At 69.3% G+C, this 25,283-nt stretch carries 19 protein-coding genes and 1 pseudogene; 6 read left to right on the plus strand and 14 right to left on the minus strand.

What is annotated here, in order from left to right; translation table 11 throughout:
* Positions 1–10: 10 nt before the first annotated feature.
* A complete protein-coding gene (lldR, locus tag ABUE11_RS02180) occupies positions 11–799 on the minus strand; it encodes a transcriptional regulator LldR (protein WP_367067412.1) in 789 nt (262 codons plus the stop codon).
* Positions 800–819: 20 nt separating this feature from the next.
* Positions 820–2,505, minus strand: a complete 1,686-nt coding sequence (gene lldP / locus ABUE11_RS02185) for an L-lactate permease (RefSeq protein WP_367067413.1) — start codon at positions 2,503–2,505, stop codon at positions 820–822.
* Between the two features lie 507 nt (positions 2,506–3,012).
* On the opposite strand from lldP, the gene ABUE11_RS02190 reads away from it, so the two are divergent.
* From ABUE11_RS02190 to ABUE11_RS02210, 5 genes are all read left to right on the plus strand, one after another.
* Positions 3,013–3,993, plus strand: coding sequence for a tripartite tricarboxylate transporter substrate binding protein (locus ABUE11_RS02190; RefSeq protein ID WP_367067414.1), 981 nt, complete (start codon positions 3,013–3,015; stop codon positions 3,991–3,993).
* 145 nt (positions 3,994–4,138) lie between these two features.
* On the plus strand, positions 4,139–5,218 hold the full coding sequence (locus tag ABUE11_RS02195) for a Tat pathway signal protein (protein ID WP_367067415.1): 1,080 nt from the start codon (positions 4,139–4,141) through the stop codon (positions 5,216–5,218).
* 52 nt (positions 5,219–5,270) lie between these two features.
* Positions 5,271–6,034 (plus strand): IS5 family transposase gene (locus ABUE11_RS02200; RefSeq protein ID WP_367065164.1). Its coding sequence is split into 2 segments (ribosomal slippage): positions 5,271–5,586 and positions 5,586–6,034, totalling 765 coding nucleotides; the frame shifts between segments, so codons are not numbered across the junction.
* 32 nt (positions 6,035–6,066) lie between these two features.
* Positions 6,067–7,584, plus strand: a complete 1,518-nt coding sequence (locus tag ABUE11_RS02205) for a serine hydrolase domain-containing protein (RefSeq protein ID WP_367067416.1) — start codon at positions 6,067–6,069, stop codon at positions 7,582–7,584.
* On the plus strand, positions 7,581–8,558 hold the full coding sequence (locus ABUE11_RS02210) for an alpha/beta fold hydrolase (protein ID WP_367067418.1): 978 nt from the start codon (positions 7,581–7,583) through the stop codon (positions 8,556–8,558). Before ABUE11_RS02205 ends, ABUE11_RS02210 begins: the two co-directional genes overlap by 4 nt.
* Before the next feature lie 67 nt (positions 8,559–8,625).
* On the opposite strand, the gene ABUE11_RS02215 is transcribed toward ABUE11_RS02210, so the two are convergent.
* From ABUE11_RS02215 to ABUE11_RS02235, 5 genes are all read right to left on the minus strand, one after another.
* Complete coding sequence (locus tag ABUE11_RS02215) at positions 8,626–9,660, minus strand: serine/threonine protein kinase (RefSeq protein ID WP_367067419.1); 1,035 nt, start codon at positions 9,658–9,660, stop codon at positions 8,626–8,628.
* A 65-nt stretch (positions 9,661–9,725) separates the two neighbouring features.
* Positions 9,726–11,165, minus strand: a complete 1,440-nt coding sequence (locus tag ABUE11_RS02220; RefSeq protein WP_367067420.1) for a bifunctional serine/threonine-protein kinase/universal stress protein — start codon at positions 11,163–11,165, stop codon at positions 9,726–9,728.
* Between the two features lie 4 nt (positions 11,166–11,169).
* Positions 11,170–11,931, minus strand: a complete 762-nt coding sequence (locus ABUE11_RS02225; RefSeq protein WP_367067422.1) for a metallophosphoesterase — start codon at positions 11,929–11,931, stop codon at positions 11,170–11,172.
* 166 nt (positions 11,932–12,097) lie between these two features.
* A complete protein-coding gene (locus tag ABUE11_RS02230) occupies positions 12,098–13,288 on the minus strand; it encodes a PLP-dependent aminotransferase family protein (protein ID WP_367067423.1) in 1,191 nt (396 codons plus the stop codon).
* A gap of 111 nt (positions 13,289–13,399) precedes the next feature.
* Entirely contained in the window at positions 13,400–14,332 is a 933-nt protein-coding gene (locus ABUE11_RS02235; RefSeq protein ID WP_367067424.1) for a DMT family transporter, read from the minus strand.
* A 193-nt stretch (positions 14,333–14,525) separates the two neighbouring features.
* On the opposite strand from ABUE11_RS02235, the gene ABUE11_RS02240 reads away from it, so the two are divergent.
* A complete protein-coding gene (locus ABUE11_RS02240; protein WP_367067425.1) occupies positions 14,526–15,986 on the plus strand; it encodes a PLP-dependent aminotransferase family protein in 1,461 nt (486 codons plus the stop codon).
* 49 nt (positions 15,987–16,035) lie between these two features.
* Here the strand turns inward: ABUE11_RS02240 and ABUE11_RS02245 are convergent.
* From ABUE11_RS02245 to ABUE11_RS02275, 7 genes and pseudogenes are all read right to left on the minus strand, one after another.
* Positions 16,036–17,016, minus strand: a pseudogene (locus ABUE11_RS02245) (nitronate monooxygenase); the annotation flags it as partial.
* A gap of 119 nt (positions 17,017–17,135) precedes the next feature.
* Positions 17,136–18,530, minus strand: coding sequence for a sodium-dependent transporter (locus ABUE11_RS02250; RefSeq protein ID WP_367067426.1), 1,395 nt, complete (start codon positions 18,528–18,530; stop codon positions 17,136–17,138).
* A gap of 96 nt (positions 18,531–18,626) precedes the next feature.
* Positions 18,627–19,823 carry an HDOD domain-containing protein gene (locus tag ABUE11_RS02255; protein ID WP_367067428.1) on the minus strand — a complete coding sequence of 399 codons (1,197 nt, stop codon included), beginning with the start codon at positions 19,821–19,823 and terminating at the stop codon, positions 18,627–18,629.
* A gap of 58 nt (positions 19,824–19,881) precedes the next feature.
* Positions 19,882–21,135: a flagellar hook-associated protein FlgL gene (gene flgL / locus ABUE11_RS02260; protein ID WP_367067430.1), complete on the minus strand. Its 1,254-nt coding sequence runs from the start codon at positions 21,133–21,135 to the stop codon at positions 19,882–19,884.
* Position 21,136: 1 nt separating this feature from the next.
* Positions 21,137–23,116, minus strand: coding sequence for a flagellar hook-associated protein FlgK (gene flgK / locus ABUE11_RS02265; protein WP_367067431.1), 1,980 nt, complete (start codon positions 23,114–23,116; stop codon positions 21,137–21,139).
* 17 nt (positions 23,117–23,133) lie between these two features.
* Positions 23,134–24,060, minus strand: coding sequence for a flagellar assembly peptidoglycan hydrolase FlgJ (gene flgJ / locus ABUE11_RS02270; RefSeq protein ID WP_367067433.1), 927 nt, complete (start codon positions 24,058–24,060; stop codon positions 23,134–23,136).
* Entirely contained in the window at positions 24,060–25,205 is a 1,146-nt protein-coding gene (locus ABUE11_RS02275; RefSeq protein ID WP_367067434.1) for a flagellar basal body P-ring protein FlgI, read from the minus strand. Before ABUE11_RS02275 ends, flgJ begins: the two co-directional genes overlap by 1 nt.
* Between the last annotated feature and the right edge of the window lie 78 nt (positions 25,206–25,283).

A 25,283-nucleotide genomic window follows, 5' to 3' on the forward strand; every position in this document is an offset into this window, starting at 1 on the left:
GGCAGGGTTCTCAGGCAAGAGGGTTGGTGGTGGTCAGCAGCGGCGGCACCAGGTCCGGTGTCAGGCGCATGGAGCGCTCGCGCCGTGCGCGGTCTTCGTCGAGGCGCTGTATGGTCGTGCGCACATGCTCGAGGTGCTCGCCCATGCATTCGCGCGCGCGCTGGGCATCGCCGTCGAGGATGGCCTGCAAGAGCGCCTGGTGCTGCGCCGTCAGCGCCTGCACCGTCGTCGGCGTGTTCTGGTGGAACATCTCGTGGCGGTTGCATTCCACGGTGGACAGCACCAGGGTGAACAGGCTGTGCATGACCTGCACCAGCACCAGGTTGTGCGAGGCCTCGGCGATCGCGAGGTGAAACTGCGCGTCGGCACGCGCGGCCAGTTCGGCGTGGCCGCCCTGCTGGTGCGCGAGCATCACGTCGAAGCAGCGCCGGATGCGCTCCTTGTCCTGCTCTGTGGCGCGCTGCGCGGCCAGCCAGGCGGTGCTGGTCTCGAGCGCATGGCGCGCCTCGAGCACGTCGTAGCGGTAATGCGGGTCGGCATTGATCAGGCCCGCCAGCGGCTGCATGGCCTGCTGCAGCCAGTCGGCCGTGGGGCGCGGCTGCAGATAGGTGCCGTCGCCACGGCGCGCCGAGAGCACGCCCTGGCTGGTCAGTTTCTGTATGGCCTCGCGCACCGAGGTGCGCGAGACGCCGAGTTCCTCGGCCAGCAGCCGCTCCGCGGGCAGGCGCTGGCCGGCCTGCAGGCCGCGGGCCTGGATCAGGGCCAGAAGCTGTTCGACGACGTGATCGGCAAGACGCATGGGGGCAATCGTGGGTGGTTTCAGTGACCCGGAATCATCCACGGCAGCACATAGGCCTGCAACGTCGTCATCAGGCCGATGATCACCGCGAAGATCAGGCTGTGCTTGACCGTGAAGCGGAACAGGTCCGACTCCTTGCCCGCCAGACCCACGGCCGCGCAGGCGATGGCAATCGACTGCGGCGAGATCATCTTGCCCGTCACGCCGCCCGTGGTGTTGGCCGCCACGGTGAGCACCTGGGGCAGGCCGAGCTGCTGCGCCGTGGTGGCCTGCAGCGCGCCAAACAGCGCGTTGGCCGAGGTGTCCGAGCCCGTGAGGAACACGCCAATCCAGCCCAGGAAGGGCGAGAAGAAGGTGAACGCCTGGCCCGTGTGCGCCAGCGCCAGGGCCAGCGTGGCCGACAGGCCCGAGTAGTTGGCAATGAAGGCGAACGCCAGCACCATGCCGATGGAATAGATCGGCACCAGCAGCTCCCTGAAGGTCTCACCCAGCGTGGCCACGGCCTTGGCCGGAGACAGCCGCGAGAAGACGATGGTGATGATGGCGCCGATCATGATGGCCGTACCCGTGGCCAGCAGCCAGTTGAAGCTGTAGACCGCGCCGTAGGGCGTGGCGCCGGCCACCACGGGCGGCATCTTGGCCACCAGGTTGTGCAGCATGGGCACGGGGATGTTGATGACCGTGGAGGCCAGCGGGCCGCCCGCGGCAAACAGGGCCTTGAAGGGCTTGACGCTCCAGATCGTCACCATGGCCGTGAGGATGATGAAGGGCGACCAGGCCTTGAGGATGGTGACTGTGGTCAGCGGCGGGTGGGTGTCGGCCGGGCGGGCGGCCTTGACATCGTGCGCGCCCTGCGCGCCACCCTCGGTCTCGAAGCGGAAGATGCGCTTGGGCTGCCAGACCTTGAGGAAGGCCGTGAGCGCCACCAGCGAGACGATGGCCGAGGTGATGTCGGGCAGCTCGGGGCCGATGTAGTTGGCCGTGAGGAACTGCATCAGCGCGAACGATCCGCCGCCGACGAGCACGGCGGGCCAGGTCTCCTTGACGCCGCGCCAGCCGTCCATGATGGCCATGAGCCAGAACAGCACGATCACGGTCATGAACGGCAGCTGGCGCCCGGCCATCTGGCCGATGGCGAACGCGTCCACGCCCGACACCTGGCCGGCCACGATGATGGGGATGCCCATGGCGCCGAAGGCCACGGGCGCCGTGTTGCCGATCAGGCACAGGCCGGCCGCGTACAGCGGCTTGAAGCCCAGGCCCACGAGCAGCGCCGCCGTGATCGCAACGGGCGCGCCAAAGCCCGCCGCGCCCTCGAGGAAGGCGCCGAAGCAAAAGCCCACCAGGATCAGCTGCAGCCGCTGGTCCGGCGTGACCGACAGGATGGACGAGCGGATCACGTCGAACTGCCCCGTCTTGACCGAAATCTTGTAGAGGAACACCGCCGCCACGATGATCCAGGCGATGGGCCACAGGCCGTAGAAGAAGCCGTACACGGCCGAGGCCAGCGCCGCGCTGGCCGGCATCCGGTAGAACAGCAGCGCCACGCCCAGGGCCAGCAGCACCGTGATCGTGCCGGCCTGGTAGCCCTTGAGGCGCAGCCGGGTCAGCGCGAGAAAGAAGAAGACGATGGGGATGAGGGCAACCAGGGCCGAGATCCAGATGTTCCCGGCAGGGTCGTAGTTCTGTTGCCAGAGGGTTTGCATGGGCGAAAAGCGTTGGTGCGGGCCGCAAGGGCCTGCGGTTGTCAGTCGCCCCCGTCTGCCGCCCGCGGACGGGGGCAAGGGGAGGCTTGCATGCCTCGTGCCACGGCATGGGCCGGGAGTGGTCTGCAAATTGGTATAACCAATATGGTCTGTGGCGCGGAGTGCGGCGATTTTCGTGCCGTAGGCAAATCCTTGGTTATAGGGTTAGTACCTAGAAACATAACCAATTCTGCATTTTCTGATTATTGGTCGTACCAATATCCGTCGTCGATCGCCTGCAAGGCCCGCCCGGTTCGCGCTCGTCGCACGCACGGGAATCGACGGATTGCCTCTGTTTTGATAGCTGTCTGCGCTTGTCAGCAAAGGGCTGGAGGCCAATTTGAGCCAAATTCTGGGCGCCTGCATGCGACAGCGCGGCGCCGGGCTTGCAGGGATTCCCTAGTGCGGAGCGCGGGCCCGCGCCCGCATCATCGATGCCCCATTTCGACCATTACCAGGAGACAACGCATGGGAATCAAGACCGTACTGGCCACCGTGGCCCTGGCTCTGGGCTGCGCGGCCACTGCCCAGGCGCAGACCGGCAACTACCCCAGCCGCCCCATCACCCTGGTGGTGCCGGCCGGCGCCGGCGGCGGCACGGACGTGGTGGCGCGCGTGCTGGCCGACGAGCTGGGCAAGCGCCTGGGACAGGCCGTGGTGGTGGACAACAAGACCGGCGCATCGGGCATGCTCGGCACCCAGGCCGTGGCGCGCGCCGCCCCCGACGGCCACACGCTGCTCGTGGCCTATTCCACGCCCGTGTTCTACGCGCACCACATCTTCGCCAAGGTGCCCTACGACATCCGCAAGGACTTTGCCTTCATCACCCAACTGGCGGCCACCAGCCTGGTGATGATGGTCAACGCCAATGTGCCCGTGACGAACATGAAGGAATTCATGGCCTGGGCGCAGCAGAACAAGGGCAAGATCAACTACGGCTCCTACGGCCAGGGCTCGGCCGGCCACCTGATGAGTGCCTACCTGAGTGACTCGCGCAAGCTCGACATGACCCATGTGGCCTACAAGAGCGAGGCGCCGCACATCCAGGACCTGGCCGGCGGCGTGGTCTCCTGGGGCCTGGGCACGATCGCCGCGGCCCAGGGCGTGATCAAGGACCATCGCATCCGCCCCATCGCCATCTTCGGCCCGAGGCGCCTGGCCGAGCTGCCCGATGTGCCCACCATGGCCGAGCAGGGCTTTGCCGACCCCGAGTTCAACACCGTCGCCTGGTTCACGCTGCTCGCGCCCGCGGGCACGCCCAAGCCCATCCTGCAGCGCCTGGAGAAGGAGTCCGTGGAGATCATCCACTCCACGCCCATGAAGGCGCGCTTCCAGGTCTTCGGCCTGGAGTCCGTGCCGGGCGGCTCGGCGCAGTTCCACAAGGATTTCGATGCCGTCGATCCGGTGATCGCGAAGCTCGTGAAGATCTCCGGCGTCAAGGCCGAATGAATCCGCTGCCGGAGGCGGTCCCGGCTGGGTTCAATGACATCGAGGGTCAACGGCAACGCTGAGCAAGTCGTGCCTCTTGATCTTTCGCAAGGCAGCGTTACCCTGCCGAAGCAGACTGCCCAGGTTCATGGAGGCAAGGCCCACGATGCTCACCCGACGCGAGTTCGCGATGACGGCGCCTCTGCTGCTCGGTGCCTGCGCTCCGGATGGCGAGAGCTACGACGCTGCGGTAGCGCGTACCTGGCGGCTGGACGCCTCACCGGGCCTTGACGGTCTGGCGCTGCTGCACGAGCTGGTTCGCTGTGCCACCTTGGCGCCGTCGAGCCACAACACGCAGTGCTGGAAGTTCGCGCTGCAGGACGGGGCCATCACGATCCGGCCCGACATGACGCGCCGCTGCCCGGTCGTTGATCCCGACGATCACCACATGTTCGTCTCGCTCGGTTGCGCCGCCGAAAACCTGGCGCAGGCCGCACTCGCTCACGGCCTGGCGGCGCAGGCGCGCTTCGACGCGGTCGGCGACCGGCTGCACGTTGAGCTGACGCCGACGGCCGCGATGGCATCGCCATTGTTCCGGGCGATCCCGCAGCGCCAGTCCACCCGGGCCGAGTACGACGGCAAGCCCCTGTCCCCTGAGGATCTGCGCCTGCTCGAGCGCGCCGCTGCCAGCGACGCCGTGCAGCTCGTGCTGCTGACCGGGAGGGCGGCGCTGGAGGCTGCGCTCGAGTTCATCGTGCAGGCCAACACCATCCAGATGAATGACAAGGCCTTTGTCGACGAACTGAAGGCGTGGATTCGATTCTCCAGCAGCGACGCGGTGCGCCTTGGCGACGGGCTGTACGCAGCGTCCTCCGGTAACCCAACGCTGCCTGCCTGGCTCGGAAACGCGATCTTCAGTCACGTCGTCACGGCCAGGGGCGAGAACGACAAGTACGCCGCGCAGGTGCGCAGCTCTGCGGGCATCGCGGTATTCGTCGGATCTTCGAACGACAAGGCAGGCTGGATCGAAGTGGGTCGCGCCTATGAGCGCTTCGCCTTGCAGGCCACTGCGCTGGGCGTGCGCACCGCACATCTGAACCAGCCGATCGAGGTCGCATCCATGCGCCCGCAGTTTGCGGACTTCCTGGGCATGCCGGGGATGCGGCCGGATCTGGTACTGCGCTTCGGCCGCGGACCGACGCTGCCGCCTTCGCTGCGGCGCCCGCTGCAGGCCGTGCTGGCCTAGGGCGTGTTAACACTAATTGTTTTTGCGCCCGCCATGGCACAGACTGGCAGCCATGGAGATAACGCCAGAACAATTCGCCAAGATCGAGCACTGCCTTCCCACGCAGCGAGGAAACGTCAGCCTGAGCAACTTGCAGGTCGTCAACGCCATCCTCTACGTAGCCGAGCATGGCTGCAAGTGGCGTGGACTGCCCAAGCGCTTCGGTAACTGGCACACGATCTACACGCGCATGAACCGCTGGACCAAGGCTGGGGTCCTCGACAGAATGTTCGAGGAACTGCAGAAGGCTCAGGTTGTGCGCATCAAGATCGAGGCGGTGTCACTGGACTCCACAAGCATCAAGGTGCACCCAGACGGCACGGGCGCGCTAAAAAAAACGGCCCCCAATCCATCGGCAAGTCTCGAGGTGGATGGACAACCAAGATTCATATGGTTGCCGCGGATGCTCGAACGGCCATAACGTTCTCACTGTCGCCGGGCCAGGCCGGCGATGCCCCACAAGGGCGCGAACTGCTCGCCAGCCTGGGCGCCCCGAACCGGCCGCTGCACCTGCTCATGGACAAGGCCTACGAGGGCAACGAGACGCGCCAGTTGGCGCTCGATTTGGGCTACATCCCCGTCGTGCCACCGCTGCGTACCCGCGTCGAGCCTTGGGAGTACGACCGCGAGATGTACAAGCGCCGCAACGAGGTTGAGCGTCTATTCCGCCGCCTCAAGGGCTTCCGGCGCATCTTCACGCGGTTCGAGAAACTCGACATCATGTTCCTCGGCTTCATCAGCTTTGTACTCGTCGCTGATGGGCTTCGGATGTGTTAACAGGCCCTAGCAGCCCGCTTCGGGACGGGACCGTGCTCGATCGGGCCTTCATCATTTCGTGGGGCGCGCTCCTGCGTCAGCGTGGCGTGGCTGCTTGGCTGGTTGCCGCAGCGACGTCGGCCGCGGCCCAGGCAGGCCCGCCGCCGCAGGACGCTGCCGTCCTTCACCGCATCGACGCGTTCGTCGCCGAACAAGCGGCCGACTCGGGCATTCCGGGCGTGGCAATCGCGGTGCTTCAAGACGGCCGGGCATCCCATGTGCGCGGCTTCGGTCATGACGGACATGGCAACCCGATCACCGGCGACACCCCGTTTCCCATCGGTTCGCTGACCAAGTCCTTTACCGCGCTGCTCGTGCGGCAGGCCATTGACGCCGGGCAGCTTGACGCCGACGCACCCGTACAGCGCTATCTGCCCTGGTTTCGTGTCGCGGATGCGCAGGCCTCGCCACGCATCACCCTGCGCCATCTGCTCCATCAGACCAGTGGCTTCTCACGCGCCGACGGCATCGCGCCGCTGCTGCAGGGCAGCCACGCCAGCGTCGGGGAGCTCGCGCGCGGCATGGCAACCACGGCATTGAACCGCCCCGTAGGTGAGCGCTTCGAATACAGCAACCTGAACTACGTCTTGCTCGGCGCGGTGCTGCAGGCCGTGACGGGCAAGCCCTGGGATGCGTTGATGCGCGAACGCGTGCTGCAACCCCTGGCGATGACACACAGCCACACCGACCACGCCAGCGCCCGGCGTGATGGCATGACTGCGCTGCACCGCATGTGGTTCGGCGTACCGGTGGCGCATGACACACCGTTGCTGCCGGGTTTTGCTCCCACCGGAAGCCTGGTCGCAAGCGCGGCCGACATGGCGCGCTACCTGCAGATGATGCTGTCCGGCGGTGCCGCGCCTGGCGGGCGCGTGGTGTCGGCCGGGGCGGTGACGCAACTGCTTGAGCCGGCTTCGCCGCCCAGCCGATCGACGCTGATGTCCTCGGACTTCCGCTTTCGGTACGGTGAAGGATGGTTTGTCGGCCCTTTTGGCGCGGCCACCGATGCGCGCTGGCATCTGGGCAACCTGGCGTCGTTTGCTGCCTGGATGGTGCTGCTGCCCGATACCAAGCAGGCCGTCGTGGTGTTGATCAACGCCAACAGCGAGCTGCCGTTCGGCGAGGTCAATGCGGTGATGAGCCGCCTGCCGATAGGCGTGGTGAATCTGCTGCGTGGCCAGCCTGCGCCGCAGGGTCCGAGCCTGCGCCGATCCTACGTGCCGTTTAACGCGGCGGCGGTGCTCGCCGTCGCCGCGGGCGTGGCGCTGGCCTGGCGGGCCGGGCGTGCTCGGCTTGCGCGCTGGTCGCTGCTGTTGGCATTGCTGGCCGTCGCCGCTGCCCTGGTGCTGCGTGTCGTGGGGTTGACGGCGGCCATGCTCGCGGCGTCTGCGCCCGACCTCGCGCTGGTATTGGCCGTCTTGGGCAGCGTGCTGTGTCTGCCGGCGCTGTGGCGTGCCTGGTCGTGGGCCTGGCATGCACGGCGCCATCGCGGTCGGATATCGCAGCCGTGAAGCGCTCGATCATCCTTGCCCTGACCGCTGGCGCCTTTGCGGTCGTCTTGGCCGCAGCAGTGGTGATTAGGCCGCGCTTCGATCGCGATCTGGCAGCGGCCACCGAGCGCGCCGCGCAGGGCGGCGTGCTGCTGGCCACGCGCTGCGGCCCCATCGAGGTGCAGCAAGCCGGTCAAGGCATCCCGCTGCTGGTGATTCACGGCAGCGGCGGCGGCCATGACCAGGGGATGGCCTGGGCGCAACCGCTGGTGCGGCGAGGCGTGCGCGTGATCGCCATGTCGCGCTTCGGCTACCTGCGGACACCTCGTCCGGCCGACGCCTCGCCCGAGGCGCAAGCCGATGCCCATGTCTGTCTGCTCGATGCACTGGGTGTCACCCGGGCCGGCGTGGTGGGGATCTCTGCCGGCGGGCCCTCGGCCATGCAGACCGCCATCCGCCACCCGGCTCGCGTCAGAGCCCTGGCGCTCGTCGTCCCCATTGCCTACAAGCCGGGCGCGGTGGCCGATTCCGCGCCACCGGCACCGGACGCGAGGGACAGGATGCTGCTGCATCTGCTCGGTTCGGACTTCCTGTTCTGGACGGCCTTGCACGTGGCCAGGGATCAGGTCATCCGTCATGTGCTGGCCACAGCGCCCGAGCTCGTCGCAGGCGCCAGTGCGGCGGAACGGGCACGGGTCAACGACATGGCCGAGCGCATCCTGCCCGTGTCCGCGCGCGCCGCGGGGCTGCGTGACGACACCGGCCTGGGCAAGCGTCTCGGACCCTATGCGCTGGAGTCTATTCGCGCGCCGGCCCTGGTGATCAGCGCGCGCGACGATGGCTTTGGCACCTACGCCACGGCGCATTACACGGCCAGTCGCATACCCGGCGCGAGGTTCATGGGCTTCGACCGCGGTGGCCATTTGCTTGTGGGCCACGATGAGGCGGTGCACGCGGCGATCATCGACTTGCTGCGGGAGCGCGTCGCGCCATGAAGCCCCGTGGCCGGCAGGCTTGTCATGGTCTTTCGGTCAGCAGAATCCCGCGCCGACACCGCACCATTCACCCCACCAGCGGCTCCTCGCGCATGGCCTCTATCTGTTCGCGCAGCAGGTCCACCTGGCCGCGCCAATAGGCGCTGCCGCCGAACCAGGGGAAGTTGTGCGGAAAGGTCGGGTCGCCCCAGCGCCGCGCGAGCCAGGCGCTGTAGTGGATCAGGCGCAGCGTGCGCAGCGGCTCGATGAGCGCGAGCTCGCGCCGGTCGAAGGCGCGCAGCTGCTCGTAGCCCTCGAGCAGCGTCGACAGCTGCAGCGAGCGCTGGCGCCGGTCGCCCGACAGCAGCATCCACAGGTCCTGCACCGCAGGGCCCATGCGCGCGTCGTCCAGGTCCACGAAATGCGGGCCGCCCTGGCCCGCGTCATCCACGGGCGTCCACAGCACATTGCCGGGGTGGCAGTCGCCGTGCAGGCGGATGGCCTCTGCATCCTTGAGGCCAAATTGGCCTGCAGCGCCCGGTGGGAAAGCGCTGGAAGCTATCAATTCAAGAGCTTCGTCGCAGGCGCTGCGCCATGCCGCCTGCTGGTCCAGCGGGATGATCCGCGTCGCCAGCAGCCAGTCGCGCGGCTCCTGGCCAAAGCTCTGCAGATCGAGTCGCGGGCGCTCCACGAAGGGCCGCTCTGCGCCCACGTTGTGGATGCGCGCGAGGTACCGGCCCAGCCATTCGAGCACCTCGTAGTCGTCGAGCTCGGGCATGCGCCCGCCGCGCCAGGGGCTGATGGAGAAGTCAAAGCCCGCGTGCCGGTGCAGGCTGCGGCCCTGCAGGATCAGCGGCGCCACCACGGGCACCTCGGCCGCGGCCAGCTCCTGGGCGAAGTCGTGTTCCTCCTGGATCTGCGCCTGGCTCCAGCGGCCGGGGCGGTAGAACTTGGCGACGACGCGGCTGCCGTCCTCCAGCGTCACCTGGTAGACGCGGTTCTCGTAGGAGCCCAGCGCCATCAGCCGGCCGTCGCCGTTCAGCCCCAGGCCCGCGAGGGCGTCGAGCACCAGGTCGGGCGTGAGGCTGGCGTAGGGGTGGGGGCTGTCGTCGGGCGTGCGCATGCGGCGATTGTCGCGCGTCGCTGGCCGGCTCGCATGCCGGGCTACATGCGGGGTCACATGCGGGGTTACATGCCCAGTGCGCCGAACGGCAGCTGCTGCTTGACGAGGATGACGGTGCAGGGCGCGTCGCGCGCCACGCGTATGGGCACGGTGTCGATGAAGCGCTGCAGCTGCAGCCCATGCGTGGCCGCGCCCAGGATCATCATGCTCACGCGGTTGGCCTCGGCAAAGCGCACCAGGGCCTGGGCCACGTCGCCGGCCTCGAGCACGTGGTAGCTGGCGCTGTGCTGCGACAGGTCGAGGCCGCCGGCCCATTGCTTGAGGCGCGCCAGATGCTGGCGCTGCAGCGTGGTCTCGCTGCGCGTGCTGTCCGAGGTGCTGCTCGCCGACGACTTGATCACCGACACGCAGGCCAGGCGCGCGCCCGGGCGTATGCCGAGCGAGCGCGCGGCGGCCTCGCGCAGCGAATACAGCGTCGCGTCCTGCACGTCCTCGTGCGGCACGGCCACCATGAGGATGGGCACCTCCGCGATCTGGCGCGTGGGCAGGGGGCTGGGCTGGTAGTGCATGCCCGCGGCCTTGATCCAGCGCTTGAAATGGGTCCCGAGGCCCGGCCCGCGCAGGCGCCGCCCGCGCTCGGTGATGGGCACCTGATCGGGGTTGGCCAGGTCGAAGGCCAGGTGCGCGGCCGAGGGGTAGCGCTGCGCGGCCTCGGGCTCCAGGCAGCGCAGGATCACCTCCTGCAGCCATTCGGGCAGGTCGGGGCGGTGCTGGCGCGGCGGTGCGGGCGTCATCCACAGGCGCTGGCGCAGGCCGGCCTGGGTGGTGGGCGAGCCGAACGGCAGCTCGCCCGTGGCCATCTCGTAGAGCATGACGCCGATGGCGAAGATGTCGCTGCGCAGGTCGCCGCGCACGCCCACCACCTGCTCGGGCGCGATCCAGGTGGGCGAGCCCACGGCCTTGCGCATCTCCTCGGCCAGCAGGTCGGGGTAATGCGCGTGGCAGGACAGGCCGAAGTCCAGCAGCACCACGCCGCCGTCGCCACGCAGCAGCACGTTGGCGGGTTTCAGATCCAGGTGGCAGACGTTCTGCTGGTGGATGCTGTGCGCGGCCATGGCGGTGGCGCTGCCTATGCGCGCGATGGCCTCGAAGCTGCGCGCGGCGTGGTCCTCGGGCCCATGCCGGTCCAGCCAGTGCTGCAGCGTGTCGCCCGGCACATATTCCATGACCAGATAGGGCAGGCGCATGAGGTCGCCCGCGGCCACGAAGCGCGGCGTGTGCGGGCCGGTCAGCGTGGGCAATATGGTCAGCTCGACCTCGAAGCTCACGATGTTCTCGGCCCCGTCGCTCGCTGTCATGCGCGGGATCTTCATGGCCAGGTCAAAGCCCGGATTGCGCGCGGCGTTGGCATAGCCGACGCGGTAGATATGGGCCATGCCGCCTGCGTGGATGCACTCGTGCACCACGAAGCCGTCGATCTCGGTGCCGGGCTCGAGCAGCTTCATGGATTCACCGGCCCTTTTCCAGCCGGTCGGCAAAGAAGGCCGGCAGGCCGCTCGCGCGCACGGCGGCGGCCGCCGCGATGTGGTCGTAGGCCACGCGATGGAAGGTGAGCGTGGCCGCGTCCGCGTCGAACAGCGCGTACATGGCGCGGGTGTCGCCGTCGCGCGGCTGGCCGCACGATCCCACGATGGCCAGCCATTGCCGGTGTGGCGGCACGGGCACGGGCACACCCGGCTGCGGGGTAAAGCGCATCAGCTTGGCCGTGGGCGTGAGGAAGTACAGCGCCTGCTCGTGCACATGGCCGCTGAACACGTAGCGAATGGCCGGGTCCATGCGCGTGGCCGCGGCCATGGAGCGCTCGGCCGCACTGCCGTCGGTGATGTAGTGCCAGCGCTCGGGGCCGTCGGCGCTCGCGTGCACCAGCAGCGCGTCCGGGCCCATGCGCGCGGTCAGCGGCAGGCCGGCCAGAAAGTCGCGATGCCGCGGGCTCAGCTGCGGATAGGTCCACTGCGCGCTCTGCTCGCCCAGGGTCTGGGCGCCCGCGGGGGGCGTGAGGGCGGCCGCATCGTGGTTGCCGCGCACGCACAGCGCGCCTTCGTCGCTCACCAGGTGCATCAGCCGGTCGAGCACCGGCGCCGGGTCGGCGCCATAGCCCACCAGATCACCGAGCAGGGCCAGCTGCTGCGCGCCCTGGGCGTGGGCATGTTCGAGGCAGGCCTCCAGGGCCTGCAGATTGGCGTGAATGTCGGAGAGCAGGGCGATCTTCATGATCCCGACATGATGGCGTCAGTTGCTGAGTGTGGGCTTTCACGCGGGGCGGCGGCGAACTAGGGAAAACGCTGGGTGCCCAGGTCTTGCCCACTGCGCCGCAGCCAGTCGGCGCCCGCGCATGCGCCTGGCCGGGCACATGCGTGGGTGGCGGGTGCGGGGCAGGCTAGCCCTGGCGTTCCAGTCGCGCTCGAATTGTGGCGGCCAGCGCGGCGATGGCGATGTCGATCTGCGCGGCGCTGGCGGTCACGAACGACAGGCGCAGCGTGCGCGGGTCGCCATGGTCGGCGTAGAAGGCGGCGCCGGGCACGAAGGCCACGTTGCGCTCCACGGCCGCGGGCAGCAGCTCGATGGCGTTCAGGCCCTCGGGCAGGCGCACCCACAGGAACATGCCGCCGGCCGGGCGGTTCCAGCTCACGCCCAGGCCGGCCATCTCGCGCTCGAGCGCGGCCAGCATGGCGTCGCGCTGCTGCCTGTAGAGCGTGCGAATCGTGGGCACATGGCGATCGAGGAAGCCGTCCTTGAGCACCTCGGCGACGATGCGCTGGTTGAAGCTGGGCGTGTGCAGGTCGGCCGCCTGCTTGGCCTGCAGGAGCTTGGGGTAGATGGCCTTGGGCGCGACCACATAGCCCAGGCGCAGGCCCGGCGCCAGCACCTTGGAGAAGCTGCCCAGATAGATGCAGCCATCGGGGTTGCGCGCCGTCATGGGCGCGGGCGGGGGCTGGTCGAACCACAGGTCGCCATAGGGGTTGTCCTCGACCAGCGGGATGCCGAGCTCGGCCGCCCTGGCAGACAGCGCGGCGCGACGTTCCTCGCTCATGGTGCGGCCCGTGGGGTTCTGGAAGTTGGGCAGCAGGTACATGAAGCGCGCGCGGTCGGCGCTGCCGCCCGCCTGGGCGACAAAGTCCTCGACCAGCGGGCCCTCGTCGTCGCTGGCCACGCTCACGATGCGCGGCTCCATGGGCGTGAAGGCCTGCAGCGCGCCCAGGTAGGTCGGGGTCTCGACGAGCACGCGGCTGTCCTTGTCGGCCAGCACCTTGGCCACCAGGTCCAGGCCCTGCTGCGAGCCCGTGGTGATGAGCACCTGGGCCGGATCCACGTCCCAGGGCAGCCACTGCGCGACGGCCTCGCGCAGCGCAGGGTAGCCCTCGCTCGCGGCGTACTGCAGGGCCGACTGGCCGTCGTGCGTGAGCACCGTGGCGCAGGCCGCGGCAAATTCATGGACCGGGAAGGTCTTGGGCGAGGGCAGTCCGCCGGCCAGGCTGATGATGCCGGGCTTCTCGGTGACCTTGAGGATCTCGCGGATCACCGAGGGGTTCATTTTTTCGGCGCGTGCGGCCAGGGTCCAGTGCGTCATTCGTATATCTCCAAAAAGGCGTGGTACGCCATCCATCTGCTCAAAAAAATTGCCGTTGTGCGGCATGCTGCCGCCCTGCGGGTGGAGCGGCGCGCGCAGCATAACGCAAGCTCAATTCCCCACTGGCATGCGCCGGCCCACGGCCACGGTGGCCACCACGGCCGCGGCAAAGCCCAGCGTCACCAGGTCCAGCGGCTCGCCCAGCAGCGGCATGGCCGCGAGGATCGAGAAAAACGGCTGCAGCAGCTGCGTCTGGCTCACGCGCAGCGCGCCGCCCAGGGCCAGCCCGCGGAACCAGGCAAAGAAGCCGGCCCACATCGAGAACACGCCCACGTACACAAAACCGCCCCAGGCCGACGCCGCCACGGGCTGCGTGGGCCAGAGCCAGAGCGCGGCCGGCAGCGTGACGGGCAGCGCCAGCAGGCAGACCCAGCAGATCACGCGCTCGGCGCCCAGGTCGGGCGTGATGCGCGCGCCATGGATGTAGCCGACCGAGGCCGCCACCACCGCGGCGACGAGCAGCGCGTCGGCCGGCTCCGCGCTGAAGCCATGGCCGAACTGCCAGCCGCGCAGCAGCGAGAACGCCACCACCAGCGCGCTGCCCAGCACGGCGCAGACCCAGAAGCCCAGGCGCGCGCGCTGGTGCAGCACCAGCGCGGCCACGGCGGCGGTCACCAGTGGCAGCAGCGCCGTGACCACGGCCGCGTGGCTGGCCGTGACGCTGCGCAGCGCATAGGCCAGCAGCAGCGGGTAGCCGAGCACATTGCCCAGCACGGCCCAGCCCAGGTGCCTGAGCTGGTGCCGCGCGGGCCGCGGCGAGCGCGTGACCAGCAGAAACACCGCCGACAGCAGGCCCGCGAGCGCCGCACGCCCGAGCGTGACGAACCAGGGCGAGAGCTGGGGATGCTCATGTGTGCCCGTGGCCAGGCGCGTGGCCGGCAGCGTGACGGCAAAGATCGCCACGCCGAGCACGCCCAGCCACAGGCCCAGGGTTTCGGTGCGGTGCGTGTTGGGCATGGCCGCGTGGTGGGTGCGGGTGCTCATGCCGTCATCCTGCGGCGGGCGGCGAGGCGCGCTGTGCTGCAGTCGCGCGCGGGCATGGGGTGTGCAAGGTAGGGCATGGGGATGGCGGCTTCTTGATGGCGAGCCTGTACTGTAGGGCCGTTGCCCATTACAGTACCAATACAGTTGCTCTGACACAGAATCGATCTGTATGGGCCCATCCACTGACACAGCCATGCTCACCCGCACGCCCGAACGCAGCCTGACCGAACAACTGGCCGAGCGCTTTGCCGAGCGCATACGCGCGCGCCTGCTGCCCGCGGGCGCGCGCCTGCCCTCGGTGCGCGAATGCGCGCGCCAGCAGGGCGTGAGCCCCTACACCGTGGTCGCGGCCTACGACAAGCTGCTCGCCCAGGGCCTGGTGGAGGCGCGGCGTCAGCGCGGGTTCTTCGTGCGCGATATTGCACAGAATATGCCTCCAGGGCAGGTGGGTAAATCGCTGGCAGCTATGTCTTCAGGAGCGGAGCAGGCATCGCCACTGGGCACGATAGGCGTGCGCATGACGGGCTCGCAGATCAACGCCACGGCGCTGATGCGCGGCATGTTCTACCAGGCGTCGGCCAAGCCCCAGCCCGGCTCGGGCGTGCTGCCCGTGGCCTGGCTGGGGGAGGCGCGCTTTCTACCCGCAGCCGTGCGCAAGATCACCGCCGGCCCGGCGCTGCAGGGTGGGTCGCTGAGCTATGGCGAGCCCATGGGCGACGCGGGCCTGCGCCGGGCGCTGGCGCGGCGCATGGCCGACATCGACATTGCCGCGGCGCCCGAGCAGATCATGACCACCGTGGGCGCCACGCAGGCGCTCGACATCGTGAGCCGCGCGCTGCTCAAGGCCGGCGACCCGGTGATGGTGGAGGAGCCCGGCTGGAGCGTGGAGTTCGCGCGCCTCGACGCCCTGGGCATGCGCGTGCTGCCCGTGCCGCGCGGCCCCGCGGGGCCGGACCTGGACGTCATGGCGCGCTACTGCGAGCTGCACGCGCCCAGGCTGTTCGTGAGCGTGAGCGTGCTGCACAACCCCACGGGCTACAGCCTCTCGCCGGCGGTGGCGCACCAGGTGCTGCAGCTGGCCGAACGGCATGGCTTTCACATCGTCGAGGACGACACCTACGGCCATATCGCGCCCGAGCACGCGACGCGCCTGGCCGCGCTCGACGGCCTGCGCCGCACCATCTACGTGAACGGCTTTGCCAAGATCCTCGCGCCCAACTGGCGCGTGGGCTACCTGGCCGCGCCGCCCGAGCTCGTCGAGCGCCTGCTCGACACCAAGCTGCTGTCCACGCTGACCACGCCGTCCCTGCTGGAGAAGGCGCTCGCCCTGTGCATAGAACAGGGCCAGCTGCGCCGCCACGCCGAGCGCATGCGCCAGCGCCTGGCCCAGGCGCGTGCGCGCAGCGTGCAGCTGGCGCTGGCCGCGGGTTGCCGCTTCGCCGCCGAGCCCGCGGGCATGTTCGGCTGGGTGGACACGGGTGTGGACACCGACCTGCTGGCCCAGCGCATGCTCGACGAGGGCTATCTGATCGCCCCCGGCGCGCTCTTCCGCGCCACGCGCCGGCCCTGCACGCTGATGCGCATCAACTTCGCCACCACGCAGGAGCCGGCGTTCTGGCAGGCCTGGAGGCGGGTGGTGCAGGAGCTGCAATAGCGGCGCGTTGCAGCGACTGATCCGCTCAAGACATGGCGCGCTAGCCGCACGCCGCCGCCTCGGCCGCAATGCGGCGCACGCAGTCGCCGGCGGGCTCCAGTGCCGTGATGCGGTCGACCCCGCGGCCGGCGTAGAGGGCCATGGCCTCGAAGTCGCCGGTCATGGAGCGCAGCGGCGAGTCGGTGCTGAACAGATGGATGGGGCGGCCTTCCTCCTCGCCGACCACCGCGCGGCCCGTGGCGGGCGGGGCCGCGAATGGATCGCCGCGCTCGCCCCGCGTGACGCTGCTTCTGAGCACGCGCACGGCCGCGTGGGGCGGCCAGTTGACGTGGAAGTCCTCGGTCAGCACCGTGTCGCTGGCGCGCGCGGCCAGCAGGCGGCGCTTGTGGTAGTCGTGCGCAAAGGATTCGTGCGTGGCGATGAGCGCCGTGCCGAGCACCGCGGCCTGGGCGCCCAGGGTCAGCACGCGCGCCACGTCGCGCCCGTCGGCCAGGCCGCCCGCGGCGGCCACGGGCACCTGGGCCACGGCCAGCACATCGGCCAGCAGCTCGGCCAGTGGCTGGCGCCCGCGCACATGGCCACCGGCCTCCACGCCCTGGGCGATGAGGGCCTGCGCGCCCGCCTGCTGCGCGGCCAGCGCGTCGGCCACCGAGCCCACCTGGTGAACCACGGTGATGCCCGCGCCGCGCAGGCGGGCGACGACGGCGTGGTCCACGTCCCAGAACAGGCAGACCACGGGCACGCGCAGCGTGATGCACAGGTCGATCTGAGCGCGCAGCAGCGGCGCGGGCGTGGCGGCCGGGATGAGGTTTACGCCAAACGGTGCCCGGGTGCGGCCGCGCACCTGGCCCACCTCGCGGTCGATGAGCGCCAGCGGCTCGCGCACCATGCCGAGAAAGCCGAAGGCGCCGGCCTCGGTGACGGCGGCCACGAGCTCCGAGCGCGCCACGCCGCCCATGCCCGCCAGCACGATGGGCAGGCGGCAGCCCAGCAGTTGACACAGGGCGGTGGGGTGGAGGGTGTCTGGCATGGCGGCTCCTGCGGGCGGATCGGGCCGGCCATCATGCGGCGCCGCGGTGCCGGGCGCAAGCCGCGGGCACTGGCGGCAGGGGCTTTGTCCGGGCCGCGGCCCCACGCGCTCACAGCCTCTCAGCCCGCAAACACCCCCAGGCCCGTGAGCATGACGAGCAGGATCAGCACCGGCGTGACCCAGCGCAGCAGCAGGCACAGCACGCGCGCCAGGCCCTGGTTGCCGAGCGTGCCCTGGTTGGACAGCTGGGCGGCGAACGCGCGCTCGCCCCAGGCCCAGCCGACGAAGAGCGCGATGGCGATGCCGCCCGCGGGCATGAGCAGGTTGGACGAGACGAAGTCCGCCCAGTCGAACAGCGTGCGCCCGCCGGGGCGCACATGGGCCAGCGTGCTCTGGCTCAGGGCGCAGCCCGCGCCCGGCAGCATCAGCACGAACAGCGTGAGCAGCGTGGCCCGCGGCCGCGTCAGGCCCCAGCGCTCGTGCAGGATGGCGACCGGCACCTCCATGATGGACAGCATGGCGCCAGTGGCGGCGATGGCCGTGAGGATGAAGAAGGCCGCGAGCAGCACCTGCCCGCCAGGCATCTGCGCGAACACCGCGGGAATGGTGATGAATACCAGCGAGGGCCCGGCCGACGGCGCGAAGCCAAAGCTGAACACCGCCGGAAAGATGGCCATGCCCGCGAGCAGCGACACCGACAGGTCGGCCAGCATGACGCGCACGGCCGTGGCGGGGATGTTCTGTCCGGGCGTGAAGTAGCTGCCGTAGGTCATCATCGTGCCCATGCCGATGGAGAGCTTGAAGAACGCCAGGCCCATGGCCGTGAGCACCACGGCGGGCGTGATCCTGTGCCATTCGGGCGCGAACAGAAAGGACAGCGCCTCGGCCCGGCCCGGCAGCGTCAGGCTGTAGCCGCACAGCAGCACCAGCAGCAGGAACAACAGCGGCATGAGCCTCTTGGTCACGGCCTCGATGCCCTTGGTGACGCCCAGCAGCAGAATGCCGCCGATCAGGCCCAGCACCACCCACTGCCAGACGAGCGACTGCACCGGGTCGCGCACCAGGGCGTCGAAGCTGGCCTGCGTCTGCACCGGGTCGCTCGACAGCAGGCGGCCCGCGACCGCCTTGGCCACGTAGGCGAAGACCCAGGCCACGACCTCGGAGTAGAACGACAGGATCAGAAAGGCCGCCGCCATGCCGGCCGCGCCGATCAGCCACCAGGGCGCGCCCCGGGGCGCGAGCTGGCGCAGCGCCGAGATGGGGTTGGCGCGCGCCTGGCGGCCGATGGCGATCTCGGCAATCATGAGCGGCAGGCCGATGAGCAGCGTGGAGAGCAGGTAGATCAGCAGAAAGCCTGCGCCGCCGTTGGCCCCGGTGAGCGAGGGGAACTTCCAGATATTGCCCAGACCCACGGCCGAGCCCAGCGTGGCGGCCAGAACGCCCAGGCCGGAGGAAAAACCGCCGCGCGTGCCGGCAGCGGCGGAGGTCGCGTGGTGAGAGCCTTGTTTGCTCATAATTTGATAGCTGCTTGCGCTTTGTGGGCGGGCGCAGCGGGCAAATAAGGCCGATTATCGGGCAAGGGAGGCGCGCTCGCAGCCTCTCGCAGCCCTTCAGTCTCTGAGCTCGGACAGCACGCGCAGCAGGGCGCGGTTCACGTCCTCGATCGCCATCTCGTGCGCCTCGCAGAGCTGGTCGATGCGTGCGGCGTCGTCGAGCTCCAGCGCGCAGGCCAGCTCCAGGCTGGGGGCATAGGCGCCGGTGCGCAGCACGCTGGCGTTGAAGATGCGCTCGGACAGCGGCAGGCGGCGCAACAGGGTGCTCAGGGGCTCGTGCAGCAGCTCGTCGAGCTGCGACAGCAGGCCGCACAGGTAGACCTCGCCGCGCAGCTCGGTGCTCGATCCCGGCTGCAGCAGCTGCTCGGTCAGGCGCGCGCGCAGCACCATGGCCGTGCGTATGGGGCGCAGGTCGGGCTCGGTGGCGGCGTGCGGCAGCAGCTCCATGAGCCAGCGCGAGAGCGAGCCATAGCCCATCATGACCAGGCCGCGGCGCAGCGAGTTCACGCCCGTGCGCAGGCCCATGGCCGCGGAGTTGGTGTAGGTGAGGAAGCGGTAGGCCAGCAGCGGGTCCTCGCCCAGGATGTGCTCCAGGCGGTCTATGGACTGGTCTGCGTCTATGGCCTTGAGCAGCTTGTGCACCACCTCGTGTGCGGGCGCGAGCGGCTGCAGGCGCAGGTCGTGGAGCACATCCTCCATGGGCCAGCCGGCGACGGCCAGCGCGCCGCCCCTGTCCAGACACAGCGTGAGCAGGGCGCGGCTTGCGACATGCTCGTACATCTGCCCGGCGATCAACGGGCTGGTCTGCCCCGCGGTCGCCGCGGCCGTGAGGGCCTGCAGCGCGTCCTGGCCCGACAGCTGCAGCAGGCTGTTGTCGAACAGCCGCGCCGTGTCCGCGTCGGGCAGGCTGTGATACGGGCCGCGCCAGACCAGGCGCAGGCCGCGGCCATGTGCCTTCTCGGCGGCCTCGCGGATGGCGGGCTGGGCCAGCGCGTCGCGCGGCACCTCAATCCATGGCGCGCCGCGTGGCGCGTGCTGCAGCAGGTCCAGCAGCAGCCGGTGCGAGCGCGGCGACAGCAGCAGCGGGGGCGAGCCGGCGCTCCAGAGTTCCTGCACGGTGCGCAGCAGGTGCGCGGCATCGACCTGCCTCGTACCCTGGCCATGGATGTACAACTGCACGCCGGCCAGCTTGCGCGCGGCGTTCCACAGGGGCCGGTAGCCCAGCACCAGGCTGCCTAGAACGGATTGGACCATGGGACGGATTCAGACAGGACGATGAAGGTGGGCATTGTCACGCCGGTGTGGCGGCGGCCTATCCGTTGATGTAATTGAACAGCGACAGGCGCTGCACCTGGGCATAGGACTTGAGCGCGGCCTCGTAGCCCACGCTGGCGTTCTGGAAGTCCGAGATGCCCTGCATCATGTCCAGGTCCTCGGCGCGCGAGCGATCGGCCTCGAGCTGGATGCTGCGGTTCGTCTGGTCGCCCGTGATGCGGTCGGCGCGGTTGAGCAGTTCGCCGGCGTAGCCGCGTATGTTGTGCAGCTTCTCCATGCCGGCGTCGATGCTGGCCAGTGCCTGACTCACGGCCTGGGCGGCGGCGCTGCTGTCTGTCGCGCCCCCTATGTTCTGGATGGCGCTGTCGATGCTGCTCATCAGGCTGGAGCTGGGTTTGAGCGCGATGGCGTCGCCTGCCGCCGGTGTGCCGTTCACGGTGAAGGTCAGGCCGGGCACGCCGGTGACGGCGATGGTGCCGCCCTTGTCCGGCGCGAAGTCGGGCGCCGTGATGGGGGCGGACGTGACGCCCGTCGTGGTGTTGGTGATGGTGTAGGTGGCAGAGAGGGTGCCTGCCGTGGCACCCGGTCCCACGGCGGTGAAGTCGATGCGGTAGCCATCGCCCGTGATCTGGGTCGGATCCGACGGCGAAATGGCCGATGTTCTGAGGCTGCTGCCGGTCGTGCCGGCGCTCACGGTGGCCTCGTACACGCCGTCGCGCCGGGGGTCGAACATCAGGGCCGCGTGCCCATCGAGCGTGGTGGTGATGGAGGTGCCGCTGCTGCTGCCCTGGCCGGGCAGGCCATCGAAAATGTAGTCGGGGGCGGCACTCAATGGGCCGGTAAATGGCGTGAGCGCGCTGCCCAGGGCGCCGAGCAGCGGTATGCCATTGGTGTCCTTGCGGTTGATCACCTCGGACAGCTGCTCGCGCAGGCTCTGGATCTGGTTGGCGTAGGTCTTGCGGTCTTCGGGTTTGAGGGCGCCGCCGCCCGCGGCCACGACGAGCTGGCGAATCTCCTGCACCAGACCCACGGCATCGCCCAGCGTCGATTCGGCCTGGGCGATGGCGTTGCGCTGCACCTCCAGCGCGCGCTGCTCCGTCTGTATGCGGCTGATGCGCGTGAGCGCGCGCTCGGCCTGCGCGGCGGCCACGGGGTCGTCGCTGGGCCGCACCACGCGCTTGCCCGAGGTCAGGTTCTCCTGCAAATCCACCAGGCTTTTTTGCCGCGCGGCCAGGTTTCGCAGCGTGCTGTCGTACATGTTGGCGGTGCTGACGCGGTAGAAGTTTGTCATCTCATCGGCCCATGGTCTGGATCAGGTTGTCGAAGATGTTCTGTGCGATCTGCAGCACCTTTGCCGAGGCCTGGTAGGCCTGCTGGTACTGGATCAGCTTGGCGGCCTCCTCGTCCAGGTTCACGCCCGAGACCGCCGTGCGGCTGGCCTCCAGGTTGCTGGCAATGGATTCCGAGAGATTGGCCGCGTACTGCGCGCTTTGCGTGCGCGTGCCCACCTGGGCCATGAGGCCGGCGTAGCCATCGGCCAGCGTGGACTCGTCGAACATCTTCACGTCGCGCAGCGCCATCAGGGCGCTGGCGTTGCCGGCGTTGCGGGTGTAGATGCCGCCGTGTAGCGGGTCCAGGGCGTTGCCCACGGTCACGGTGTCACCGGCATTGGGGTTGCCCTGCAGGGTGATCTGCCAGCCGTCGATGTTGATGGCCTGGCCCGAGGTATAGGAATAGACCGGAGGGGGGCCGACGGTGATGGGGGTGAGTGGCGTCGGCGGTGTGGTGGCGATGTCCATCGGCGTGCCGCCATTGGTGATGGTGAAGCCGCCTGTGCCATTGAATGTCAGGGTCGCAGGGGTTCCGGCGGCTGGGAGCGTCAGAGCCGGGATGCCCGTGGCCTTCAGGCTCGCGAGCTGCAGCGTGCCGCCGTTGGACGTGCCCATGGCCGCGTTCACGGGGTTGGCAGCGGCCAGCTCGCGCGGCGAGTACACCAGGGACTGCATGGTGGCGGCGGCGCCAGTGAACGGCTTGAACAGAATGCTTTCGCCGGCAGCCCCTCCCGCAGGAAGGTGGAACGTCAGCCCGTCGACGGTGAGCTGAGCCGGGTAGGTGGTGCCGGTGAACGAGGTGGCCTGGTTGTCCGACAGACGAACGACCATCGGGTCGCCGCTGGGGGTGAATCGCACCTCATAGTCCGAAGCGGCGAACCGTGTGGGATCGCTGTACGACACCGTGCTGCCGACGGCCGTCAGGCTCTTGGTGTAGCCGGGGCTGCTGGCGGGTACGGTGAACAGGTCGCCCCCGGTGTTTCCATCGAGCGTCAGGCCCAGGCGATTCTGGGCGTTCATGCTCATGCCAATGGCCAGCGCCATGCGCCCGAGCAGGTTGCGCCCCTCGGTCAGGCCGTTGTTGGCAAAGCGCAGCAGGCCCGCCACCTCGCCACCGCCGAGCGTGCCGTCCTCCATCTCCACGGGCGCCGCGCCCTGGCGGTTGAAGAACAGTCGCATCTGGCCGCTGCCCGGGAACTGCGTTGACTCGCCCACCGACACCTCGCTGGCCGCGCTGCCCAGCACCAGCGCCTGGCTGCCGCCGATGAACACGCCCACGGTGCCGTCGTCGGCAGGGATCTGCGTGGTCTGTATGTACTGGTTGAGCTCGCGGATCAGCTGGTCGCGCCGGTCCAGCAGGTCGTTGGGCGACTGGCCGTTGCCCTTGACGCGCGCGATCTGCTCGTTGGCCTCGGCAATGCTCTTGGCCAGCTGGTTGATGCGCGTCGCGTCGTTGTTCAGCTGCTCGGTGACCGAATATGCGATCTCCTGCAACTGTTCGGCGCTGCCGCGCATGCGCGATGCCATTTCGTCCATGCGCGTGAGCGTGACGGTGCGCGCCGTGATGTCGTTGGGCGAGGCGACGACGTCGGCCAGCGAGTTGAGCATGTCGGTGATGGCCGCGCCCAGGCCACTGGTGCCGCCCTTGAATACGTCCTGCAGCTGCGCCAGACGCTCGGCGCGCACCGTGTCGCCGGCCTGCACGGCCTGGGCGGCCGCGGCCTGGCGCGTGAGCAGCTCGTTGTGGTTGCGCAGGATGGTGGCCACCTGCACGCCGTTGCCGATGTAGCCGCCGCCGCTGAATTGGCCCTGCACGGTCTGCATGGACACGCTCTGGCGCGAATAGCCTGCCGTGCTGACGTTGGCGATGTTGTGCCCTGTGGTCTGCAGGGCGACCTGGTTGGCGAGGAGGGCGCGGGCGCCGACGTTGAGCAGGCTCATGGTTCAGTGTCTCTTCATCAGGTACGTGTGCCCTGGGCCTGCGCCAGCAGCGGCGAGCGCGCCACGCCCAGCGTGCTCTGGATGGCGCGGCTGAGCTTGCTGGCGTACTGCGGGTCGGTGGCGTAGCCGGCCTTTTGCAGCGCCGCCGCGTAGGCCTGGGCCGAGTGGGTCTGGGTGCGCGCCTTCTCGTAGCGCGGGTTCTCGTTGATCAGTCTTGCGTAGTCGCGAAACGATTCCTCGTAGGAGTCGTAGGCGCGGAATCTGGCCACCGTCTTGCGCGGTTGGCCGTTCACGTACTCGGTGGTTGTGACCTCGGCCACCTTGCCGGTCCAGCCCTTGCCGGCCTTGATGCCGAACAGGTTGAAGGAGTTGCTGCCGTCCCTGGTGCGGATCTCGCTCCTGCCCCAGCCGGTCTCGTGGCCGGCCTGGCCGAGCATGAAGCTCGCCGGGATGCCGCTGTCCTGCGCGACGCGCGTGGCGGCCGCATGGTGGTGCTGCACGAAGTCCTCGCGCCCCTTGGGGCCGCGCGCGCGCGGGTTGTCCACGGGGCTGCTCTTGCGCAGGGTACTGTCCAGGCTCAGCGTGGAGCCTGGCAACAGCGTGGTCTCGCCACCGCCGAGTTGCCTGGACAGCTGGCGCTGTATGGCCTCGGACAGCCCGCCGGGCAGGCCGGACATCTGCACCGACAGCTGCTGGTCGAACAGATCGCCCGCCAGATTGCCCTCGGCGCTGTCGAGCAGGCCGGACTTGGCCGTGGCCTCGCGCATGCTCTTGATGAGCTCGCGCATGAACAGGGACTCGAGCTGCTTGGCTGCCTCGCGGGTGGCGTCGGCCTGGGTCTCGCCGTTGCCGGCCTGCAGCTTGAGCGCGTTGAGCGCGCGCCCGTCCACGGCCAGCGACTGGCGCGCGTTCGCGGCGTGCGTGAGGGTGGGAGAGAAGGCCATCAGATCACCTCCAGCTCGGCATTGAGCGCGCCCGCGGCCTTGATGGCCTGCAGGATGGCGAGCAGGTCCTGCGGCGTGGCGCCCAGGGTGTTGAGCGCGCGCACCACGTCGGCAAGCTGTGGCGATGCCGGCACCTGCATCACCTTGCCGCCGTCCTGCCTGAGCTGGATGTCGCTCTTCTGCGCCACCACGGTCTGGCCCTGCGACAGCGGCGCGGGCTGGCTGATCACGGGCGTGCTGCTGATGGTGATGGACAGGTTGCCATGGGCGATGGCGCAGGGGCCGAGCGTCACGGCCTGGTTGAGCACGATGGAGCCGGTGCGCGCGTTGATCACCACCTTGGCGGCGGGTGTGGAGTCGGGCAGCTGCAGCTCCTCGAGCTCGGCGATGAAGTTCACGCGCGCACCCGGGTTCTGCGGCGCGCGCACCTGCACCGAGCGGCCGTCGAGCGCCATGGCCGTGCCCGCGCCCAGGCGCATGTTGATGACGCTGGCGACCTTGCGCGCGGTCTGGAAGTCCGAGGCGTTCAGGCCCAGGGTGATGGTCTCGCCGTCGTGCAGCGGTGTGGGCACGGTGCGTTCGACCAGGGCGCCCGCGGGGATGCGGCCCGCACTCAGGTGGTTCACCTGCACCTTGCTGCCGCCGGCCGAAGCGCCGGCGCCGCCGACCACGAGGTTGCCCTGGGCCAGGGCGTAGATCTCGCCGTCGGCGCCGCGCAGCGGCGTGGCGATCAGCGTGCCCCCGCGCAGCGACTTGGCATTGCCCATGGAGGCCACGCTCACGTCAATCGTCTGGCCGGGCTGGGCAAATGCGGGCAGCTCGGCCGTCACGATCACGGTGGCCACGTTCTTGAGCTGCGGCGCCGTGGCGCCCGCGGGCAGGCTGATGCCGGCCTGCTGCAGGTAGTTCTGCATGGCCTGGGTGGTGATCGGCATCTGCGTGGTCTGGTCGCCCGTGCCGTCGAGCCCCACCACCAGGCCATAGCCCGTGAGCTGGTTGCTGCGCACGCCCTGCACGGCGGCCACCTCCTTGATGCGCAGCGCGTGCGCTGGTAGTGCCGCGGCCAGCGCCAGCAGCCCGAACGCCGCAAGCTGCCGCAGCGCGCGGACGGCGGCCGATGAGGGGAGCGGGACAAAGGTGGTCATGGCGATGATTGTGGGCTGCCATGTGCCGCGCGAAGCATCAAAAAGACGCGAGAAATGCCGCCTTTTTGCGCAACACGG

This window comes from Oryzisolibacter sp. LB2S (assembly GCF_040732315.1).
GTDB classification, from domain to species: Bacteria; Pseudomonadota; Gammaproteobacteria; order Burkholderiales; family Burkholderiaceae_C; genus Alicycliphilus; species Alicycliphilus soli.

Coding starts and splice junctions, on each gene's coding strand:
- lldR (WP_367067412.1), bottom strand. CDS start 799: ATGCGTCTTGCCGATCACGTCGTCGAACAGCTTCTGGCCCTGATCCAG.
- lldP (WP_367067413.1), bottom strand. CDS start 2,505: ATGCAAACCCTCTGGCAACAGAACTACGACCCTGCCGGGAACATCTGG.
- ABUE11_RS02190 (WP_367067414.1), top strand. CDS start 3,013: ATGGGAATCAAGACCGTACTGGCCACCGTGGCCCTGGCTCTGGGCTGC.
- ABUE11_RS02195 (WP_367067415.1), top strand. CDS start 4,139: ATGCTCACCCGACGCGAGTTCGCGATGACGGCGCCTCTGCTGCTCGGT.
- ABUE11_RS02215 (WP_367067419.1), bottom strand. CDS start 9,660: ATGCGCACGCCCGACGACAGCCCCCACCCCTACGCCAGCCTCACGCCC.
- ABUE11_RS02220 (WP_367067420.1), bottom strand. CDS start 11,165: ATGAAGCTGCTCGAGCCCGGCACCGAGATCGACGGCTTCGTGGTGCAC.
- ABUE11_RS02225 (WP_367067422.1), bottom strand. CDS start 11,931: ATGAAGATCGCCCTGCTCTCCGACATTCACGCCAATCTGCAGGCCCTG.
- ABUE11_RS02230 (WP_367067423.1), bottom strand. CDS start 13,288: ATGACGCACTGGACCCTGGCCGCACGCGCCGAAAAAATGAACCCCTCG.
- ABUE11_RS02235 (WP_367067424.1), bottom strand. CDS start 14,332: ATGAGCACCCGCACCCACCACGCGGCCATGCCCAACACGCACCGCACC.
- ABUE11_RS02240 (WP_367067425.1), top strand. CDS start 14,526: ATGCTCACCCGCACGCCCGAACGCAGCCTGACCGAACAACTGGCCGAG.
- ABUE11_RS02250 (WP_367067426.1), bottom strand. CDS start 18,530: ATGAGCAAACAAGGCTCTCACCACGCGACCTCCGCCGCTGCCGGCACG.
- ABUE11_RS02255 (WP_367067428.1), bottom strand. CDS start 19,823: ATGGTCCAATCCGTTCTAGGCAGCCTGGTGCTGGGCTACCGGCCCCTG.
- flgL (WP_367067430.1), bottom strand. CDS start 21,135: ATGACAAACTTCTACCGCGTCAGCACCGCCAACATGTACGACAGCACG.
- flgK (WP_367067431.1), bottom strand. CDS start 23,116: ATGAGCCTGCTCAACGTCGGCGCCCGCGCCCTCCTCGCCAACCAGGTC.
- flgJ (WP_367067433.1), bottom strand. CDS start 24,060: ATGGCCTTCTCTCCCACCCTCACGCACGCCGCGAACGCGCGCCAGTCG.
- ABUE11_RS02275 (WP_367067434.1), bottom strand. CDS start 25,205: ATGACCACCTTTGTCCCGCTCCCCTCATCGGCCGCCGTCCGCGCGCTG.